Source organism: Agromyces sp. NPDC058064 (assembly GCF_042885275.1).
Lineage (GTDB): Bacteria > Actinomycetota > Actinomycetes > Actinomycetales > Microbacteriaceae > Agromyces.
Genome location: NZ_JBHVSE010000004.1, coordinates 232977 through 251610 on the forward strand (window position 1 = coordinate 232977; position 18634 = coordinate 251610).

General features: G+C 69.7%; 16 protein-coding genes and 1 pseudogene. 9 read left to right on the top strand and 8 right to left on the bottom strand.

The annotated features are described in order from the left end of the window. The first annotated feature begins 7 nt into the window (after positions 1-7). The gene (locus ACFVSL_RS14975) at positions 8-1264 is read left to right on the top strand and encodes a Mur ligase family protein (protein ID WP_386941767.1); all 1257 of its coding nucleotides are present in this window, start codon (positions 8-10) and stop codon (positions 1262-1264) included. After that, positions 1261-1998, top strand: a complete 738-nt coding sequence (locus tag ACFVSL_RS14980; protein WP_386941768.1) for a type 1 glutamine amidotransferase — start codon at positions 1261-1263, stop codon at positions 1996-1998. The genes ACFVSL_RS14975 and ACFVSL_RS14980 overlap by 4 nt, the downstream gene beginning before the upstream one ends. Positions 1999-2079: 81 nt before the next feature. On the opposite strand, the gene ACFVSL_RS14985 is transcribed toward ACFVSL_RS14980, so the two are convergent. After that, positions 2080-2316, bottom strand: coding sequence for a hypothetical protein (locus ACFVSL_RS14985; RefSeq protein WP_022887733.1), 237 nt, complete (start codon positions 2314-2316; stop codon positions 2080-2082). A gap of 140 nt (positions 2317-2456) precedes the next feature. On the opposite strand from ACFVSL_RS14985, the gene ACFVSL_RS14990 reads away from it, so the two are divergent. After that, positions 2457-4535 carry a type IIA DNA topoisomerase subunit B gene (locus tag ACFVSL_RS14990; protein WP_386941769.1) on the top strand — a complete coding sequence of 693 codons (2079 nt, stop codon included), beginning with the start codon at positions 2457-2459 and terminating at the stop codon, positions 4533-4535. Positions 4536-4655: 120 nt separating this feature from the next. Here ACFVSL_RS14990 and ACFVSL_RS14995 read toward each other — a convergent pair whose 3' ends face one another. Then, entirely contained in the window at positions 4656-7133 is a 2478-nt protein-coding gene (locus ACFVSL_RS14995; protein ID WP_386941770.1) for a DNA topoisomerase (ATP-hydrolyzing) subunit A, read from the bottom strand. A gap of 75 nt (positions 7134-7208) precedes the next feature. On the opposite strand from ACFVSL_RS14995, the gene ACFVSL_RS15000 reads away from it, so the two are divergent. Next, positions 7209-8357 carry an alkaline phosphatase family protein gene (locus ACFVSL_RS15000; RefSeq protein ID WP_386941771.1) on the top strand — a complete coding sequence of 383 codons (1149 nt, stop codon included), beginning with the start codon at positions 7209-7211 and terminating at the stop codon, positions 8355-8357. A gap of 66 nt (positions 8358-8423) precedes the next feature. Here ACFVSL_RS15000 and ACFVSL_RS15005 read toward each other — a convergent pair whose 3' ends face one another. Continuing rightward, complete coding sequence (locus ACFVSL_RS15005; RefSeq protein WP_386941772.1) at positions 8424-9011, bottom strand: DUF3043 domain-containing protein; 588 nt, start codon at positions 9009-9011, stop codon at positions 8424-8426. Positions 9012-9046: 35 nt separating this feature from the next. Between ACFVSL_RS15005 and ACFVSL_RS15010 the strand changes: the two genes are divergently transcribed. The 5 genes from ACFVSL_RS15010 to ACFVSL_RS15030 all read left to right on the top strand — a co-directional run bounded on the left by ACFVSL_RS15010 (position 9047) and on the right by ACFVSL_RS15030 (position 14188). Then, positions 9047-10492 carry a dipeptidase gene (locus ACFVSL_RS15010; protein WP_386941773.1) on the top strand — a complete coding sequence of 482 codons (1446 nt, stop codon included), beginning with the start codon at positions 9047-9049 and terminating at the stop codon, positions 10490-10492. Between the two features lie 79 nt (positions 10493-10571). After that, positions 10572-10922, top strand: coding sequence for an iron-sulfur cluster insertion protein ErpA (erpA, locus tag ACFVSL_RS15015; RefSeq protein ID WP_157424487.1), 351 nt, complete (start codon positions 10572-10574; stop codon positions 10920-10922). A gap of 199 nt (positions 10923-11121) precedes the next feature. Further along, complete coding sequence (gene coxB, locus ACFVSL_RS15020) at positions 11122-12024, top strand: cytochrome c oxidase subunit II (RefSeq protein ID WP_386941774.1); 903 nt, start codon at positions 11122-11124, stop codon at positions 12022-12024. After that, positions 12021-13757, top strand: coding sequence for a cytochrome c oxidase subunit I (gene ctaD, locus ACFVSL_RS15025; protein WP_386941775.1), 1737 nt, complete (start codon positions 12021-12023; stop codon positions 13755-13757). The genes coxB and ctaD overlap by 4 nt, the downstream gene beginning before the upstream one ends. After that, complete coding sequence (locus ACFVSL_RS15030) at positions 13757-14188, top strand: cytochrome c oxidase subunit 4 (RefSeq protein ID WP_386941776.1); 432 nt, start codon at positions 13757-13759, stop codon at positions 14186-14188. Before ctaD ends, ACFVSL_RS15030 begins: the two co-directional genes overlap by 1 nt. A 67-nt stretch (positions 14189-14255) precedes the next feature. Here ACFVSL_RS15030 and ACFVSL_RS15035 read toward each other — a convergent pair whose 3' ends face one another. The 5 genes and pseudogenes from ACFVSL_RS15035 to ACFVSL_RS15055 all read right to left on the bottom strand — a co-directional run bounded on the left by ACFVSL_RS15035 (position 14256) and on the right by ACFVSL_RS15055 (position 18609). Continuing rightward, positions 14256-14939 (bottom strand): methyltransferase domain-containing protein, encoded by a 684-nt coding sequence (locus ACFVSL_RS15035; RefSeq protein WP_386941777.1) that lies wholly within the window; start codon positions 14937-14939, stop codon positions 14256-14258. 54 nt (positions 14940-14993) lie between these two features. Next, the gene (locus ACFVSL_RS15040) at positions 14994-15725 is read right to left on the bottom strand and encodes a methyltransferase domain-containing protein (protein ID WP_386941878.1); all 732 of its coding nucleotides are present in this window, start codon (positions 15723-15725) and stop codon (positions 14994-14996) included. 48 nt (positions 15726-15773) lie between these two features. Beyond that, positions 15774-15896 (bottom strand): annotated as a pseudogene (locus ACFVSL_RS15045) (putative RNA methyltransferase); the annotation flags it as partial. A gap of 32 nt (positions 15897-15928) precedes the next feature. After that, positions 15929-17536 (bottom strand): cytochrome bc complex cytochrome b subunit, encoded by a 1608-nt coding sequence (locus tag ACFVSL_RS15050; protein ID WP_386941778.1) that lies wholly within the window; start codon positions 17534-17536, stop codon positions 15929-15931. Beyond that, complete coding sequence (locus tag ACFVSL_RS15055; RefSeq protein WP_386941779.1) at positions 17533-18609, bottom strand: Rieske 2Fe-2S domain-containing protein; 1077 nt, start codon at positions 18607-18609, stop codon at positions 17533-17535. Before ACFVSL_RS15055 ends, ACFVSL_RS15050 begins: the two co-directional genes overlap by 4 nt. Positions 18610-18634: the final 25 nt, after the last annotated feature.

The following is an 18634-nucleotide window of genomic DNA, read 5'->3' on the forward strand; positions in this document are numbered from 1 at the left end:
GCCGCAGGTGCGCTACGCGCCGGCGATCCTCGTCGGCCGACTCACCCGTTTCGCCGCCCGGCTGCGCAAGCCGGGCGGCGGTTCGGCCGTTCCCGGCCTCGCCGTCAACCGCATCGCCCCGAAGTACCTGAAGCGAACGCTGTCGGGCTTCCCGCAGGGGCTCGTCGTCGTGTCCGGCTCCGCCGGGAAGTCGACGACGACGAAGATGCTCGTCGCGATCCTCCGCGAGCACGGCGTCGACGTGTTCACGAACCCGTCGACGGCGAACATCAGCCAGGGGCTCACCTCCGCGCTGCTCGAGCAGGCCGACTGGCGGGGCCGCGTGCCCGGCGAGGTCGCGGTGCTCGAGATGGACGAGGGCCACGGCGCCCTCGTGATGCAGGGGGTCGACGCGCGCGTCGTCGCGCTCACGAACGTGATGGTCGACCAGATCGACCGCTTCCACGACTCCGAGATGGTCGCCGGAATGCTCGGCCGCATCGCGGCCCGCGCCGGCGAGGCGGTCGTCGTGAACGCCGACGACGCGTACCTCGAGCGTTTGGCCGCCGAGCTTCGACCGGATGTCGCGGTGCACCGGTTCGGCGTCTCCCAGGCCGTGCTCGACTCCGCCCCGCGCGGCCTCGGCTACACCGAGACGTCGACGCACCGGCTCGCGCCGGGCGACGGCCTCGTCATCGACGCGGTCGACGGACGCGAGGTCGTGCTCGACGACCGCGGCGCACCGGTGCGCGCAGGGCTGCCCGCGCGAGGCATCCACTACGCCGTCGATGCCGCCGCGGCCTACGCGACCGCATCCGCCGTGCTCGGCGACCGCTTCTCGGCAGAGGTCGCCGCGCGCGCGCTCAGCGCCATCCCCGCGGTCTTCGGCCGCGGCGAGCGCGTCACCGTGCGCGGCCAGGAGGTTGAGTTCGTGCTCGTGCAGAACCCGGCGAGCTACCAGCTCAACGTCGACAGCATCGAACCCGGCACGAGCGACATCCTGTTCGCGATCGGCTCCGACGTGCGCGACCCGTCGTACTTCTGGCCGGCCGACGCCGCCTCGCTCGAACGCGTGAAGATCGTGAGCGGTTCGAAGGCCGCGGAGGCGGCGCTCATGCTCGCCTACGACGGGGTCGAGATCGAGCGGGTCGAGCCCGAGCTCGGGGTCGCCCTCGACGACTTCCTCGCCGCGCCCGCGCCCGAGCGCGGCGTGAAGACGATCGTCTTCACCGCCGACTCGATGCGGCGCACGCGCGCCCACCTCGGACTGACGGGATCGGAATGACGTTCACCATCGTGTCGCTGCTGCCGACGCTGCAGAACACCAACGGCGACGCGCAGAACGCGGACGTGCTCGCGCGACGCGCCCGATGGGCGGGCCTCGAGGCCGAGGTCGTGGCCGTCGACGACCGCTCCGCGCTCCCCGAGCGGGTCGACGCCGTCGTCCTCGGCTCGGGCAGCGACGCCTCGCTCGAGTCGAGTCGCGAGGCGCTGCTCGCGATGCACGACGAACTCCGGCGGTGGGGCACCGAGGGTGTGCCCGTGCTCGCGGTCGGCACCGGCTGGGAGCTGCTCAGCTGGGGCATCGAGACGGGCGACGGGCGCAGCATCGAGGGCCTCGGCATCCTGCCCGGCCGCGCCGCGCCGCGTGACGGCCGGGTCACCGGCGACCTCGTCGTGAAGTCGCCGCTGCTCGGCATGCTCGTCGGTTTCGAGAACCACGCCCGCGACTACCTCGGCGCCGAGGGCTCACCGCTCGGGCGCGTCCGCGCCGGCGGCGGCAACGGGCGCGAGTCCGGCCAGGAGGGCGTCGTCATGGGCGCCGTCTTCGGCACGCACCTGCACGGGCCCGTGCTCGCGAAGAACCCCGCGTTCGCCGATCACCTGCTCGGCATCATGGCCGAGCGCGCGGGCGTCGCGTACGCCCCGGGCGGGCGGGCCGGCGAGGTCGACGGCTACGCGGCGGCGGCACGCGCCGTGCAGCTCCGCGCGGCGGGCGTCGAGGCATCCGCCCACTGAACGCCCGATCTGCTCGACGAGCCGCTCGAACGACGAAACGCCCCGGGGGAACCCGGGGCGTTTCTCATGCGATCGGTGCGCTCAGCGCTTGTCGTCGGCGAGCAGGCGGCTCGACTCGTCGTGCCAGCTGTGCGCGATCTGCGAGAGCTTCTCCTGGTGCTTGCGACCGTGGTGGGCGCAGAAGAGGAGTTCGCCGCTCGCGACGACGACGCGGATGTAGGCCTGCGCGCCGCAGGCGTCGCAGCGGTCGAGCGCGGTGAGCTCGTAGGGGGTCTCGAGTTCATCGACCGCACCGGTGGTCTCGGTGTACTGGGTCATGGCTCCTCCTCCGTGCTCATGGATTCCGTTCATCAATGAAAACACGCGGGGGACCGCCTCCCTTCCATGTGGCAGGGCATTTCGCTCAGCGCGTAGCGCCTGTCCGACGGTGTCGGTGCGGCTCACTAGGCTTGTTCGACGTGAGCTCCGACTATTCCGCCCGCCACCTCTCCGTCCTCGAAGGGCTCGAGGCGGTGCGCAAGCGCCCCGGCATGTACATCGGTTCGACCGACTCCCGCGGTCTCATGCACTGCGTGTGGGAGATCATCGACAACTCGGTCGACGAGGCGCTCGCGGGCCACGGCTCCGAGATCGGCGTGCTGCTGCATCCCGACGGCAGCGTCGAGGTGCGAGACCGCGCCCGAGGCATCCCCGTCGACGTCGAACCGAAGACCGGGCTCACCGGCGTCGAGGTCGTGTTCACGAAGCTCCACGCCGGCGGCAAGTTCGGCTCGGGGTCGTACGCGGCGTCGGGCGGCCTGCACGGCGTCGGCGCCTCCGTCGTCAACGCCCTCTCCGAGCGCCTCGACGTGGAGGTCGACCGGGACGGCAAGACCTACGCGATGTCGTTCCACCGCGGCGAGCCGGGCGTCTTCGCCGACTCGGGCACTCCGTCGCCCGACGCGCCGTTCACGCCCTTCGAGGAGCGCAGCGAGCTCCGCGTCGTCGGCAAGGTCAAGAAGGGCGTTACCGGCACGCGCATCCGCTACTGGGCCGACCGGCAGATCTTCACGAAGGGCGCCGAGTTCCAGACCGACGAGCTGCTGGGGCGCGCCCGGCAGACCGCCTTCCTCGTGCCCGGGCTCGCGATCGACGTGACCGACGAGCGCGGCGAGGTCGCGCACACGACCTCCTTCCAGTTCGACGGCGGCATCTCCGAGTTCGTCGACCACCTCGCGCCCGACTCGGGCATCACCGACATCTGGCGGCTGAGCGGCACCGGGAACTTCACCGAGACCGTGCCCGTGCTGAGCGACGGCGGCGCCATGGTGCCGACCGAGCTCACCCGCACCTGCGACGTCGACATCGCGCTGCGCTGGGGCACCGGCTACGACACGGTCGTGCGCTCGTTCGTGAACATCATCGCGACGCCGAAGGGCGGCACCCACCAGACCGGCTTCGACCAGGGCCTCCTGAAGTTCCTGCGCCAGCAGGTCGAGCAGAACGCGCGGCGGCTCAAGGCCGGCAACGACAAGCTCGACAAGGACGACGTGCTCGCCGGCCTCACGGCGGTCATCACCGTGCGCCTGCCCGAGCCGCAGTTCGAGGGCCAGACCAAGGAGGTGCTCGGCACGCCGGCCGTGCGCAACATCGTCTCGAGCGTGCTCACGAAGGAGCTGGGCGCCCGGTTCGCGTCGACGAAGCGCGACGACAAGGCGCAGTCGGCCCTGCTGCTCGACAAGGTCGTCGCCGAGATGAAGTCGCGCATCTCCGCCCGCGCCCACAAAGAGACGCAGCGTCGCAAGAACGCGCTCGAGAGCTCGTCGCTGCCGGCGAAGCTCGTCGACTGCCGTTCGAACGACGTCGCGCACAGCGAGCTCTTCATCGTCGAGGGCGACTCCGCCCTCGGCACGGCGAAGCTCGCTCGCGACAGCGAGCACCAGGCCCTGCTGCCGATCCGAGGCAAGATCCTCAACGTGCAGAAGGCGAGCGTCGCCGACATGCTCGGCAACGCCGAGTGCGCGTCGATCATCCAGGTCATCGGCGCGGGCTCCGGGCGCAGCTTCGACCTCGCCCAGGCCCGCTACGGCAAGGTCATCCTGATGGCCGATGCCGACGTCGACGGTGCGCACATCCGCACGCTGCTGCTCACCCTCTTCTTCCGCTACATGCGCCCGATGATCGAGGAGGGGCGCGTGTTCGCGGCCGTCCCGCCGCTGCATCGCGTCGTGGTCATCAACCCGGGCTCGAAGCCGAACGAGACGATCTACACGTACTCCGAGGCCGAGCTCAAGGGCGTGCTGGCGGGGCTCGACAAGCAGAAGAAGCGGTATCAAGACCCGATCCAGCGGTACAAGGGCCTCGGCGAGATGGACGCAGACCAGCTCGCGACGACCACGATGGACCGCCGTCACCGCACCCTGCGCCGCGTCGGCATCGGCGACGCCGAGAACGCCGGGCGGGTCTTCGAGCTGCTGATGGGCAATGAGGTCGCGCCCCGCAAGGAGTTCATCATCGAGAGCTCCGACGCGCTCGAGCGCGACCGCATCGACGCCTGAGCTCCACGGCGCCAGCCGGCGCCGGCGGCGTCGACGGGCTGCAGCCCGATGTGTCGTCGCCCCGAATGCGAAGGAGGCGGGCACCCGACCGGGTGCCCGCCTCCTGGTCTGCTTCGCGCGTCAGCCGACCCGGCGGCCGACCGCGGCGACCACCGACTCGAGCGGCTGGCCCGACCCGTCGCGCTTCGCGCCGGAGTCGGGCAGTTCACGGGTGCTGCCGTCGGGGCCGACCGCGAGCGCGGGGGAGGGCCCGACCCAGGCGAGGTGCAGCGCGTCCTCGCCCTTCAGGAACCGCTGGGCTCGGACGCCGCCGGTTGCGCGACCCTTGGCCGGGAACTCGGCGAAGTCGCTGACCTTCGCACTGCCGGGGTCGGTGCCGAGCAGGGTGTCGGTCGACGCGGCGACGGTGACCACCACGGACTGCGCTGCCTCGTCGGCGGAGATGCTCGTGAAGTGGATGACGTGCGCGCCCGAACCGAGGTTCAGGCCGGCCATGCCGCCGGCGGGGCAGCCCTGCGGGCGCACCGAGCCCGCGGAGAAGCGGAGCAGCTGCGCGTCGGAGGCGACGAACACGAGCTCGTCGCTCTCGTCGCCCTGGACCGCGCCCACGACCTCGTCGCCGGCCTTGAGGCCGATGACCTCGAACTCGGGCTTGTTGGGGTAGGCGCCGGTCGCGACGCGCTTCACGACCCCCTGCTTCGTGCCGAGCGCGATCGACCGGTCGGACGTGAGCGACACGATCGCGAGCACCCGCTCGTCGCGGTTGGGGAGCGCGAGGTAGTCGGCGACCTTGACGCCGGCACCGAGCTGCACCGAGGTCGGCGGCAGCATCGGGAGGTCGACGGGGGTGAACCGGATGAGCCTGCCGCGACTCGTCACCGCGCCGATCTCGGCACGGCTCGTCGTGTCGAGCGACGAGGCGATCGCGTCGTGCTTGCTGCGTCGCGCCGGCACGGTGATCGTCGGCGCGCCCTCTGCGCCCTCGGGCAGGTCGACGCGCGCGATGCGGCCGGTCACCGAGAGGAAGACGCGGCACGGCACGTCGGCCACCTCGAGCGCCGCGGCGGCCGCGCGCTTCGCGGCGGCGCCGGCGATCGACGGACGCGCGTCGGTGAGCAGGGTACGGCGCGGCGTGCCGTAGCGCTCGGCCGTCTCGGCGAGCTCGTCGGAGACGAGCGCCTCGATGCGGTGGCGGCTGGCGAGCAGCGCCTCGAGCTCGGCGATCTCGGCGCGCAGCTTGTCGCGCTCGGTCTCGAGCTCGATGCGCGAGAACTTCGTGAGGCGGCGCAGCTGCAGCTCGAGGATGTACTCGGCCTGCACCTGGCTGAGGTCGAAGACCTCCATCAGCCGGCTGCGGGCGGCCGCCGTGTCGTCGGATCCGCGGATGAGCTGGATGACCTCGTCGATGTCGAGGATCGCGATGAGCAGGCCGTCGACGAGGTGCAGCCGCTCGCGACGACGCGCGAGGCGGTACTCGGAGCGGCGCGTGACGACGGAGATGCGGTGGCCGACGTAGACTTGGAGCAGTTCGCGGAGGCCGAGCGTCTGGGGGCCGCCGTCGACGAGCGCCACGTTGTTGATGTTGAACGAGTCTTCGAGGGGCGTCAGCCGGTAGAGCTGCTCGAGCACCGCGTCGGGGCTGAAGCCGGTCTTGATGCCGATGACGAGCCGCAGACCGTTGGTGCGGTCGGTGAGGTCGGTGACGTCCGAGATGCCGTTGATCTTCTTGGCGTTGACGCCGTCCTTGATCTTCTCGATGACCTTCTCGGGGCCCACGAGGTAGGGCAGCTCGGTGACCACGAGCCCGGTCTTGCGAGCCGTGATCTGCTCGACCGAGACCTTCGCGCGCGTCTTGAAGCTGCCGCGCCCGGTCGCGTACGCGTCCTTCACGCCGGCGAGGCCGACGATCGTGCCGCCCGTGGGCAGGTCGGGCCCCGGCACGAACGCCATGAGGTCGTCGAGCGTCGCGTCGGGGTTCGCGATGAGGTGGCGGGCGGCGCCGACGACCTCGATGAGGTTGTGCGGCGCCATGTTCGTGGCCATGCCGACGGCGATGCCCGCCGCGCCGTTCACGAGCAGGTTCGGGTATGCGGCGGGCAGCACCTCGGGCTGGGTGAGCTGGGCGTCGTAGTTCGGCACGAAGTCGACGACGTCCTCGTCGAGGCCCTCGGTCATCGCGAGGGCCGTCGACGCGAGCCGCGCCTCGGTGTACCTGGGTGCCGCCGGGCCGTCGTCGAGCGAGCCGAAGTTGCCGTGGCCGTCGATGAGCGGCACACGGAGGGTGAAGGCCTGCGCCATGCGGACGAGCGCGTCGTAGATGGCGGTGTCGCCGTGCGGGTGCAGCTTGCCCATCACTTCGCCGACGACACGGGCCGACTTGACGTGGCCCTTGTCGGGCCGGAGGCCCATCTCGCTCATCTGGTAGAGGATGCGCCGCTGCACCGGCTTCAACCCGTCGCGGGCGTCGGGGAGGGCTCTCGAGTAGATCACCGAGTAGGCGTACTCGAGGAACGAGCCCTGCATCTCGGTGGCGACGTCGACGTCTTCGATGTGCTCGACGATCGGCTCGTCGGCGGGCTGCGATGTGGCTCGGGTCATCCGTGGTCTCTGTGCCGTGCGTGCTGGGCACGCGGGGGAACGGGGGCGCGCCCGGCCTGTGCCAGACTGGGCGCGATGTCTGCCATGCTACCGGTGCCCGCCGACACGGCCCCGCGCCTCACCGAGGTGCTCGGCAGTTCGCTCGCGAGCCTCACCGGGGCGCCGAACCCCCTCGGCCTCGCACCGGCGCGCAGCGCGGTCGTCGTGCTCGTCGACGGCCTCGGTGCCGCGAACCTGCGTCAGCGCGCGGGTCATGCCCGCCACCTCGCCGGCGCCATGGCGAAGCGGGACGTCATCCACACCGTCGTGCCCACGACGACCGCGGCCGCCCTCGCGAGCCTCACCACCGGGGCCATGCCCGGCTCCCACGGCCTCGTCGGCTATCGCACCCTCGATCGCGCGCACGACCGCCTCGTGAACCAGCTCAACGGCTGGGACGCAGGCATGCGCCCCGAGACGTGGCAGCTGCGTCCGACGATCTTCGAGGCGGCCGCCGTGGAGGGCGTGGACGCCGTCGTCATCGGTGCGCCGCGCTACGCCGACTCCGGATTCACGCGCGCCGTGCTGCGCGGCGCCCGCTACGTCGCGGGCGCGAGCATCGCCGATCGCTTCGACGCCGCGCTCGACGTGCTCGACAGGGGAGCGCCGGCGCTCGTGTACCTCTACATCCCCGAGCTCGACCAGGCCGCCCACGCCTCCGGCTGGGAGTCCGACCGCTGGCTCGGCCTCCTCGAGCAGCTCGACGCCGAGACGGCGTCGTTCGAGCGCCGGATGCCGCGTGGCACCGGCCTGCTCGTCACCGCCGATCACGGCGTGGTCGACGTGCCCGCCCACCGGCACGTCTTCGTCGACGCAAAGCCCGAGCTCGTCGACGGCGTCCTGCACGTGGGGGGCGAGCCCCGGTTCCTCCAGCTCTACTTCGACGACGAGCTCGACGCCGCGTCGCGCGCGAGCCTCGTCGAGCGGTGGCGCGAGTCGGAGTCGGGCCGCTCCTGGGTGATGACCCGCGCAGAGGCGATCGCCGCGGGCCTCTTCGGCGAGGTCGCGCCCGAGGCGGAGTCGCGCATCGGCGACCTCCTCGTCGCCGCGCGAGCGGGGATCGCCTACTACGACCGGCGCGCGGCCGACCGCCAGGCCGAGGCCATGATCGGCCAGCACGGCTCGCTCAGCGACGAGGAGGCGCGGGTTCCGCTGATTCGACGAGGTGCGTTCGCGCGCGCCTGACGTCGCCGAAACGCGAGGATGCCACGCAGCCGGCCGGCCACGTGGCATCCTCGATGTTCGAAGCGATCAGGCGGGGTACTTGCCGCGCTTGACCTGGGGCTTCGGCAGGCGCAGCGCACGCAGCTGCAGCGCGCGCATCGCCGCGTACCAGCGCACCTTCTCGACCTTGTCGGCGCCGAACTTCGCCGCGAGCTTGCGGGTCAGCACCTGGCCGAGGATGATCACGTCGATCACCGCGACGAGGAAGAACGCCCAGAGCGACATGATGCCGATGGCCTGGACCTCGGCGCTCGGGATGAACGTGAGCACGATGACGGCGAACATCACGGGGATGAGCACCTCGCCGATGCTGAAGCGCGCGTCGACGTAGTCGCGCACGTACTTCTTCTGCGGGCCGCGGTCGCGGGCGGGCAGGTAGCGCTCGTCGCCCATCGCCATGCCCACGCGGGCCTTCTCGCGGGCGTCGGCGGCCTTCACGCGCGCCTGCTTCGCCGCCTCCTTGCGGTCGTTCGGCACGAGCGGCCGCTTGTTGGCGGCCTCGCGCTCGGCGCGGGTCGGAGTCGGCGCGCCCTTGCCGCCGCCCTTCAGGCGCGTCTGGGTCTCTTCGAGCGTCTCGGCGCTCGGCTGCTCGGTGCTGTTGGGTTGTTTGGCCACGGGGTCCTCGAATCGGTCCCCTTAAGATTACCGGCATGAACGACTCTCTCCCCACTGTCGCCGGAGCTGATGCGGTGAACCCGCAGGTCGAGGCGATCCGGGCGGCCGTCGCCGACGGATTCCCGTCGACGATCGCCGACCTGACCGACCTCGTGAAGATCCCCTCGGTGTCGTGGCCCGCCTTCGATCCCGCCAACCTCCAGGCGAGCGCCGAGGCCGTCGCCGAGCTCGTGCGCGGACTCGGCGTCTTCGACCTCGTCGACGTCCGCCGTGCGCCCGTCGCCGGCGCCGAGCACGACGAGGACCCGCAGCTCGGCTCCCCGGCCGTGATCGCCCACCGCGCGGCGCGCAACGGCCGCCCGACGGTGCTGCTCTACGCGCACCACGACGTGCAGCCCCCCGGACGCGACGAGGACTGGGACTCGGCGCCGTTCGAGCCGACCCTCCGCGGCGACCGCCTCTACGGACGCGGCGCCGCCGACGACAAGGCCGGGATCATGGCGCACGTCGGCGCGATCCGCGCCCTCACCTCGGTGCTCGGCCACGACCTCGACCTCGGCATCGCCCTCTTCATCGAGGGCGAGGAGGAGTACCTGTCGCAGTCGTTCGGCAACTTCCTGCACGCGCACCGCGAACTGCTCGCCGCCGACGCGATCATCGTCGCCGACTCCGGCAACTGGGACCTCGAGACGCCCGCGATCACCGTCGCCCTCCGCGGCGCGGTCGCGTTCAACCTCCGCATCGACACCCTCGCGCACGCCTCGCACTCGGGCATGTTCGGCGGCGCGGTGCCCGATGCGATGTTCGCGGCCATCCGCCTGCTCGACACCCTCTGGGCGGCCGACGGCTCCGTCGCGGTCGAGGGGCTCACCTCAGCCGGACTCGAGACGCCCGACTACGACGAGGCGCAGCTCCGCGCCGAGACGGGGCTGCTCGACGGCGTCGCCCCCGTCGGCAACGACACGATCCTCTCGCGCATCTGGTCGCAGCCGGCCATCACGATCACCGGTATCGACGCGCCCGACATCGCGAACGCCTCGAACACCCTGGTGCCCGGCGTCCGCGTGCGCGTGAGTGCACGGGTCGCACCCGGCCAGGACGCCCGCGAGGCGTACGAGGCGATCCGCGCGCACCTCGAGCGGAACGCGCCCTTCGGCGCCAGGCTCACCTTCGACGACGTCGACACGGGGCAGCCGTTCCTCGTGGACACGAGCGGCTGGGCCGTCGAGGAGACCCGCGGCGCGATGGAGGACGCCTGGGGCAAGGCCGCGGTCGAGATCGGCGTCGGCGGGTCGATCCCGTTCATCGCCGAGCTCGTCGACGAGTTCCCGTCGGCGCAGATCCTCGTGACCGGCGTCGAGGACCCGGACTCGCGCGCCCACAGCCCGAACGAGTCCCTGCACCTGGGCGTCTTCCAGCGCGCGCTGCTCGCCGAGGCGCTCTTCCTCGCGCGCCTCGACGCGCGCGACGGAGATTCCTGAGCGCTTCCTGCCGTCGGCCGGTTTCCGGCGGTTACCATTGGATGAGGAACACGCGTTTCCAGACGCATCGAGGAGAGACATGAGCGACACGATCACCGACACCACGCACGGCGTGAAGCTGAGCGACCCCGCCGCCGACAAGGTGCGCAGCCTGCTCTCGCAGGAGGGCCGCGACGACCTGCGTCTGCGCGTCGCAGTGCAGCCCGGCGGCTGCTCGGGGCTGATCTATCAGCTCTACTTCGACGAGCGCCTGCTCGACGGCGACGCCGTCGTCGACTTCGAGGGTGTCGAGGTCGTCGTCGACAAGATGAGCGTGCCCTACCTCGACGGGGCCTCGATCGACTTCGAGGACTCGATCCAGAAGCAGGGCTTCACGATCGACAACCCGAACGCGCAGGGAAGCTGCGCGTGCGGTGACTCGTTCCACTGAGCCATACCTCATACTGCCGAAAGGAGGCCGCGAAAAGCGGCCTCCTTTCGTGTTTTCTGCAGATCGAAGGTGGTTTCCGGGGCGCGGCACGCCCGACACCGCGCCCGGATGCACACCTCGGGGGCGGAGTCGGAGTAGGCTAGACAACGATCAACGCGCTTCGCTGTGAAGCGCCTTCGAGTCTCCCGAAAGGTCACCGGTGCGCCACAATCGCCGTCTCCGATGGGCTGCTATCCCGATCGCAGCGTCACTCAGCCTCGTACTCGCCGGGTGCACGCAGGCTCAGCTGAACGGATTCCTCCCCGGCTTCGTCGAGGGCGAGGCACCGGTCACGAACCACACCGAGCGAATCTCGGGCCTGTGGGTCACCTCGTGGATCGTGCTGCTCATCGTCGGCGTCATCACGTGGGGTCTGACGATCTGGGCGGTCATCGCGTACCGCCGCCGCAAGGGCCAGACGGGCCTGCCGGTGCAGCTGCGCTACAACATGCCGATCGAGGTGTTCTACACGATCGTGCCGCTCATCCTCGTGCTCGGGTTCTTCGCGTTCACCGCGCGCGACCAGCAGGCGATCGAGCAGCGCTTCGCCGAGGACGAGATCGACGTCAAGGTCGAGGTCATCGCCAAGCAGTGGGCGTGGGACTTCAACTACGTGAACGAGGACGTCTACTCGCCCGGCATCCAGGGCCGGCTCTCCGACGAGGGCCCCAAGGGCTCGCTCGTCCAGTCCGAGCTGCCGACCCTGTACCTGCCCGTGGGCAAGAACGTCGAGATCGAGCTCGAGTCGCGCGACGTCATCCACTCGTTCTGGGTCGTCGACTTCCTCTACAAGAAGGACATGTTCCCGGGCAAGACGAACTACATGTCGTTCGTCCCCGAGCGCGAGGGCACCTACGCCGGCAAGTGCGCCGAGCTCTGCGGCGAGTACCACTCGCTCATGCTCTTCAACGTCGAGGTCGTCTCCGAGGCCGAGTACGAGGACTACATCGAGTCGCTCCGCGACGCGGGCCAGGAGGGCCAGCTGTCGAGCGAGTACGACCGCAATCAGAACCTGCCCGGCAAGGGCGCGCCTGAACTGAACGAGGAGCACGAAGCCGAATGAGCACCACGACCGCACCGGCTCGACCTCAGTCGAGCGGCCTGCCGTTCGGCGCCTCGAAGGTCGAACGCAAGGGCAACATCCTGGTGAAGTGGATCACCTCCACCGACCACAAGGTGATCGGGTACATGTACCTGATCACGGCCTTCATCTACTTCTGCATCGGCGGCGTGATGGCGCTGATCATCCGCGCTCAGCTGTTCGAGCCCGGTCTCGAGCTCATCCAGACCCGCGAGCAGTACAACCAGCTGTTCACCATGCACGGCACGATCATGCTGCTGATGTTCGCGACCCCGCTGTTCGCGGGCTTCGCGAACGTGCTGATGCCGCTGCAGATCGGTGCGCCCGACGTCGCGTTCCCGCGACTGAACGCCTTCGCGTACTGGCTCTTCAACTTCGGTTCGCTCATGGCGGTCGCCGGCTTCTTCACCCCGCAGGGCGCCGCGTCGTTCGGCTGGTTCGCATACCAGCCGCTCGCGTCGACGACGTTCTCACCGGGCGTCGGCGGCAACCTCTGGATGATCGGCCTGGGCCTCTCGGGCTTCGGAACCATCCTCGGTGCGGTGAACTTCATCACCACGATCATCACGATGCGCGCCCCCGGCATGACCATGTTCCGCATGCCGATCTTCACGTGGAACACGCTCGTCACCTCGATCCTCGTGCTGATGGCGTTCCCGGTCCTCGCCGCCGCGATGCTCGCCGCCGCTGCCGACCGCGTCTTCGGCGCCCACATCTACGACCCCGCCAACGGCGGCGTCATCCTGTGGCAGCACCTCTTCTGGTTCTTCGGCCACCCCGAGGTCTACATCATCGCGCTGCCGTTCTTCGGCATCGTCTCCGAGATCTTCCCGGTCTTCAGCCGCAAGCCGATCTTCGGGTACAAGACGCTGATCTACGCGACGATCGCGATCGCGGCCCTCTCGGTCACCGTGTGGGCGCACCACATGTACGTCACCGGCTCGGTCCTGCTGCCGTTCTTCGCCCTGATGACGATGCTCATCGCCGTCCCGACCGGCGTGAAGATCTTCAACTGGGTCGGCACGATGTGGCGTGGATCGATCACGTTCGAGACCCCGCTGATCTGGTCGCTCGGCTTCCTCATCACCTTCGTGTTCGGTGGTCTGACCGGCGTCATCCTGGCGTCGCCGCCCCTCGACTTCCACGTCTCCGACACGTACTTCGTCGTCGCCCACTTCCACTACGTGGTCTTCGGCACCGTCGTCTTCGCCATGTTCGCCGGCTTCTACTTCTGGTGGCCGAAGTGGACGGGCAAGATGCTGAACGAGACGCTCGGCAAGTGGCACTTCTGGCTGCTCTTCATCGGCTTCCACACCACGTTCCTCGTGCAGCACTGGCTGGGTGTCGTGGCCATGCCCCGCCGGTACTACTCGTACCTGCCCGAAGACAACATCACCTGGATGAACCAGCTGTCGACGATCGGCGCGGGCATCCTCGCGATCTCGCTCATCCCGTTCTTCCTGAACGTCTACATCACGGCTCGCCGTGCACCCAAGGTCACGGTCAACGACCCGTGGGGCTACGGCGGTTCGCTCGAGTGGGCGACCAGCTGCCCGCCGCCGCGCCACAACTTCACGTCGATCCCGCGCATCCGCTCCGAGCGTCCTGCCTTCGACCTGAACCACCCCGAGGCCGGCATCCCGGTCGGCATCGGCCCCGCGAAGGACGCCCCTGAGGCACCGACGTACGACGCCGCCACGGAGGAGATCAAGTAATGCGCGCCAACGTCATCCTGTTCTGGATCCTCACGGTCTTCTTCGTGATCATGGCCGGCGTCTACACGGCGTGGAGCTGGGCCGACAACCTCGCACACGGGCTCAACCACCCCGAGTGGGCGGGCACCGTCGCGATCAGCCTGAGCGCGATCCTGTCGGGGTTCATCGCGTTCTACCTCGGTCGTGTGCACAAGGCCCAGGGCGCTGAGCTCCCCGAGGACCGCCTCGACGCCAACATCGACGACGGTGACGCCGAGCTGGGCTTCTTCAGCCCGTGGAGCTGGTGGCCGATCATGCTCGCCGGCGCTGCCGCGCTCCTGTTCCTCGGCCTCGCCGTCGGGTTCTGGATCTCGTTCATCGCGGTCGGCATCGGCCTCATCAGCCTCGTCGGCTGGGTCTACGAGTACTACCGCGGCAACTTCGCCCGCTGAGCTCGATCGTTCGAAGCCCCTGACGCCGCACGGCGTCGGGGGCTTCGTCGTTCCGGTGGGCGCTGCGTCAGCGCTGCGCGCCGACGATGCACCAGCCGCGATCGCGGTGCCGGTAGCCCGCCTGCAGTCCATGGCGCGCGAGCACGTCGACCATGGCGTCGGGGGAGTGGATGAACCCCCGGTAGCTCCGCCCGACGAGCCACATCATCAGGTTCACGGAGACGGCACCTGCTCTGCTCACGAGGTTCCGCGGCGGGTGACTGAAGACGAGCGCCCGCCTCGCGCGATCGGCGGCCGCGGAGAGCAGCCGATCAGCGTCGGGGTAGCAGCAGACCACTCGGTGGAGCACGACGATGTCGGCTTCGTCCACCGCGTTCGGACGCTCGGCGAGGTCGAGGCCGACCGTCCTGGTCACCCGATCACCGACGCCGGCCGCGGCCGCGAGTCGACCGGCTGTCGCCTCGTACGCGGAGGAGAGCTCGAGGTTGACGGTGTTCGCGGCTCCGCGTTCGAGCAGCGCCAACTGGAGCTCGCCGACGCCTCCGCCGATCTCGAGCACTCGCGCGCCGACGATGCCGACCTCGTCCGCGAGGTAGTCGACGATGTGCTGCTCGGAGGGCGTCAGCCCGCGCTTGGAGTACTGCCGCGCGATGCGCTGAGCGAAGCGCTCGTCGAAGACCGCGTCGTAGCGGCCGTCCGCGAGGCGGTCGGGCGCACGCGAGTCCCCGCCGGCGCTGCAGCAGTCATCCACGCCGCCAGTATGGTGCCCGGGGCCCCCAGGCGCACGCGACTCGTGCCAGTCGTCTCAGGCAGGAGCCGTGAGTTCGAAGCTCAGGAGCTCGACCGAGACGGTGATCGGCTCGGTCGCGTCGGGCGCCGCGGGCGACTCGGTGGCGTCATCGCGGGCGAGGGCGTCGGTGTGGTGCGCTGAGGGGCCCATCTCGGCGAGCAGCAGTCGCGTGAGCCCGCTCGCCTCGAGCGGGTACTCGATCTGCGTGTTCGAACGCAGCGTGAAGCCGGCGCCCGTGAACTGCTCGACGAGCTTGGCGGACTTTCCGCTGGGGATGTCGAGCACGAGCCCCTCACGGCGCAGTTCCTGCAGGTGCCGTTCGGTCGGCACGACGACGAGCAGCTCGCCGCCGGGGCGAAGGACCCGTGCGAACTCCTCGAGATTGCGCGGCGCGAAGACGTTCAGGATGACGTCGGCGGCATCGGTGCGCAGCGGCAGCGGCCGCCAGATGTCGAGCACGATCCCGGTCGCGGAGCGAAGGGTGCGGAGGCCGGCACGCACCGCGTCGGGGGAGCGATCCGCGAGGAGCAGCTCGAGCTCGGGCATGGCGCGAGCCAGCTCCGCCGAGTAGTGCCCCGTGCCGCATCCGAGATCGGCGACACGGAGCGGGCGCGGAGCCGCGCCGGCGGCGTGCTGGCCGTCGCGTATGGTCAGCGGCCTCAGCGACGCGCGAACCGCCGTGATGAGCGCATCGGAGATCGGGGCGAAGGCTCCGCTGCCGAGGAGGTCGGCGCGTGCCCGCAGCATTCCCGGATCGTCACCGATCGTTCGGGGCGCCTTCGGTGGGAGCAGCGTGAGGTAGCCGTGCTTCGCCCGATCGAATCGATGACCCGTCTCGCATCCGAACGTGCGTTCGTCGACGGGGGAGAGCTCGAGGAAACAGTTCGGGCACCGAAGCCACGTCGAATCGATCGACATGGTTCGGTGCCCGGAACCGTCAGACGCGTGCGTCAGTGGTGGCCGTCGTGGCCGGACTCGAGCTCGCCCTTCGTGACCGGCGAGATGCGGTCTTCGAAGAACCAGCGGGAGAACCCGGCACGGATGCGCTGACCGACCGTGATCTTGCCACGGGCGTTCGGACGGATCATGAGCGGCTCGTAGCTCTCGAAGCTCACCAGGCGCCACCGCTCGTACTCGTCGAGCGGCTGGTGCACCTCGATGAACTCGCCACCGGGGAGCTTGACGATACGACCCGACTCGAAGCCGTGGAGCGCGATCTCGCGGTCCTTCTTCTGCAGGGCGAGGCACACGCGCTTCGTGATGAAGTACGCGATGAACGGGCCGATGACGACCACCGCCTGGAGCGCGTGGATCACGCCCTCCATGGTCAGCCAGAAGTGGGTGGCGAGGATGTCGGAGCTCGCCGCGGCCCAGAGGCCCGCGTAGAACGTGACACCGGCGGCGCCGATCGCGGTGCGGGTCGGGGCGTTGCGGGGACGGTCGGCGATGTGGTGCTCGCGCTGGTCTCCCTTGATCCACGCCTCGATGAACGGGTACATCAACACCAGCACGATGAAGATTCCGATCGCGATGAGCGGAACGAGGATGTTGAACGACCAGGTGCGGTCGAGCCAGACGAACTCCCAGCCCGGCGGGATGAGGCGCAGCGCGCCGTCGGCGAAGCCGATGTACCAGTCGGGCTGGGTACCGGCGGAGACGGGCGACGGGTCGTACGGGCCGTAGTTCCAGATCGGGTTGATCGTGAACATCGAGGCGATGAGCGCGAGCACACCGAAGATGATGAAGAAGAACCCGCCGGCCTTGGCCGCGTAGATCGGGAGGATGGGCGGGCCGACCGCGTTCTGCTGGGTCTTGCCGGGGCCCGCGTACTGGGTGTGCTTGTGCACGACCACGAACACGAGGTGGAGCGCGACGAGGGCGACCACGAGCGCCGGCAGCAGCAGGATGTGCAGCGTGTAGAGGCGGCCGACGATCACGGTGCCGGGGAACTCGCCGCCGAACAGCAGGAACGAGGTCCAAGTACCGATCAGCGGGATGCCCTTGATGAGGCCGTCGATGATGCGGAGTCCGTTGCCCGAGAGCAGGTCGTCGGGCAGCGAGTAACCCGTGAAGCCCTCGGCCATCGCGAGGATGAAGAGGGTGAAGCCGATCACCCAGTTCAGCTCGCGCGGCTTCCGGAACGCGCCGGTGAAGAAGATGCGCAGCATGTGGAGGCCGATGGCCGCCACGAAGAGCAGCGCGCCCCAGTGGTGCATCTGGCGCACGAACAGGCCGCCGCGGATGTCGAACGAGATGTCGAGGGTCGACGCCATCGCGACCGACATCTCGACGCCCTTGAGCGGCACGTAGGAGCCGTCGTAGTGGACCTCGGCCATCGACGCCTGGAAGAAGAACGTCAGGAACGTGCCCGAGATGAGCACGACGACGAAGGCGAAGAGCGCGACCTCACCGAGGAGGAACGACCAGTGGTCGGGGAACGCCTTGCGGCCGAGCTCCTTGACGAAGCCGGCGACACTCGTCCGTTCGTTGACGTAGACGGAGGCTGCCGCGGTGAACGACCGCTTCTGCGGCGCTGTGGCGGACGGTGCGGTGCTCAATGGCGCTCCCAGAAGCTCGGGCCGACGGGTTCGGTGAAGTCGCTCTGCGCGATGAGGTAGCCCTCGTCGTCGACGGCGATCGGCAGCTGCGGCAGGGGCCGCTTGGCCGGGCCGAAGATGACCTCGCAGTGGTTCGCCACATCGAACTGCGACTGGTGGCAGGGGCAGAGCAGGTGGTGCGTGTGCTGCTCGTACAGTGCGACCGGGCAGCCGACGTGGGTGCAGATCTTGGAGTAGGCGACGATGCCCTCGTACGACCAGCTCTCGCGCTCGGGGAGCTGGTTGAGCTCCTCGGGGTTCAGGCGCATGAGCAGCACTGCCGCCTTCGCCTTCTCCTCCAGCTTGCCGTGCTCGAGCTCGGTGAGGCCCTCGGGGATCACGTGGAACGCGCTGCCGATGGTGACGTCGGCGGCCTTGATCGGCGTGCCCGACGGGTCGAGCGCGAGACGGGTGCCCTTCTTCCACATGGTGTGGCTGAGGAGCTCGACCGGGATCTGGTCCTGGGGAGCGAAGCCGCGGAACAGCACGACGGCCGGGAGCGGGAAGACCAGCAGCGCGCCGATGAGGCTGTTGCGGATCGCCGCGCGGCGGGTGAAGCCCGACTCGCGGTCGGCGTCGGCGAAGACCTGCGCGGCCGCGGCCTGCGTCTCGGGGGAGCCGCCGATCGGGTGGCGCTCGTCGGCGAGCTCGACGTCGGTCATGATCGACTTCGCCCAGTGGACGGCGCCGAATCCGATGCCGAACAGGGCGAGCGTCGCGCCGAGGCCGATGAACATGTTGTTCAGTCGCACGTCGCCGACGTTGTTCGACTCCATCGGGAACAGCATGTAGGCCGCGATGGCCCAGACGCTGCCGAGGATCGACAGGTAGAAGAGCGTGTAGACGGTGCGCTGCGCACGCTTCTCGCGCTGGGGGTCCTCGTCGGTGACGCGGGGACGGTGCGGCGGGAATCCGGGGTTCTCGAACGCGTCGGCGGCGATGACCGCGGTACCCGGCGAGACGGCTGAATCGTGCGCGGCGTGCGACGAGTCGGCAGCGGCGATCTCCGCGCTGCTGTGGTCGTCCTGTGCCATGGTTCTCCTTCGTAGCTTCTTCAGT

Excerpts from the sequence above, each read along its gene's own strand:
- ACFVSL_RS14980 (WP_386941768.1), top strand. The coding sequence starts at position 1,261 with ATGACGTTCACCATCGTGTCGCTGCTGCCGACGCTGCAGAACACCAAC.
- ACFVSL_RS14985 (WP_022887733.1), bottom strand. The coding sequence starts at position 2,316 with ATGACCCAGTACACCGAGACCACCGGTGCGGTCGATGAACTCGAGACC.
- ACFVSL_RS14995 (WP_386941770.1), bottom strand. The coding sequence starts at position 7,133 with ATGACCCGAGCCACATCGCAGCCCGCCGACGAGCCGATCGTCGAGCAC.
- ACFVSL_RS15000 (WP_386941771.1), top strand. The coding sequence starts at position 7,209 with ATGTCTGCCATGCTACCGGTGCCCGCCGACACGGCCCCGCGCCTCACC.
- ACFVSL_RS15010 (WP_386941773.1), top strand. The coding sequence starts at position 9,047 with ATGAACGACTCTCTCCCCACTGTCGCCGGAGCTGATGCGGTGAACCCG.
- erpA (WP_157424487.1), top strand. The coding sequence starts at position 10,572 with ATGAGCGACACGATCACCGACACCACGCACGGCGTGAAGCTGAGCGAC.
- ctaD (WP_386941775.1), top strand. The coding sequence starts at position 12,021 with ATGAGCACCACGACCGCACCGGCTCGACCTCAGTCGAGCGGCCTGCCG.
- ACFVSL_RS15030 (WP_386941776.1), top strand. The coding sequence starts at position 13,757 with ATGCGCGCCAACGTCATCCTGTTCTGGATCCTCACGGTCTTCTTCGTG.
- ACFVSL_RS15040 (WP_386941878.1), bottom strand. The coding sequence starts at position 15,725 with ATGCTGCGGGCACGCGCCGACCTCCTCGGCAGCGGAGCCTTCGCCCCG.
- ACFVSL_RS15055 (WP_386941779.1), bottom strand. The coding sequence starts at position 18,609 with ATGGCACAGGACGACCACAGCAGCGCGGAGATCGCCGCTGCCGACTCG.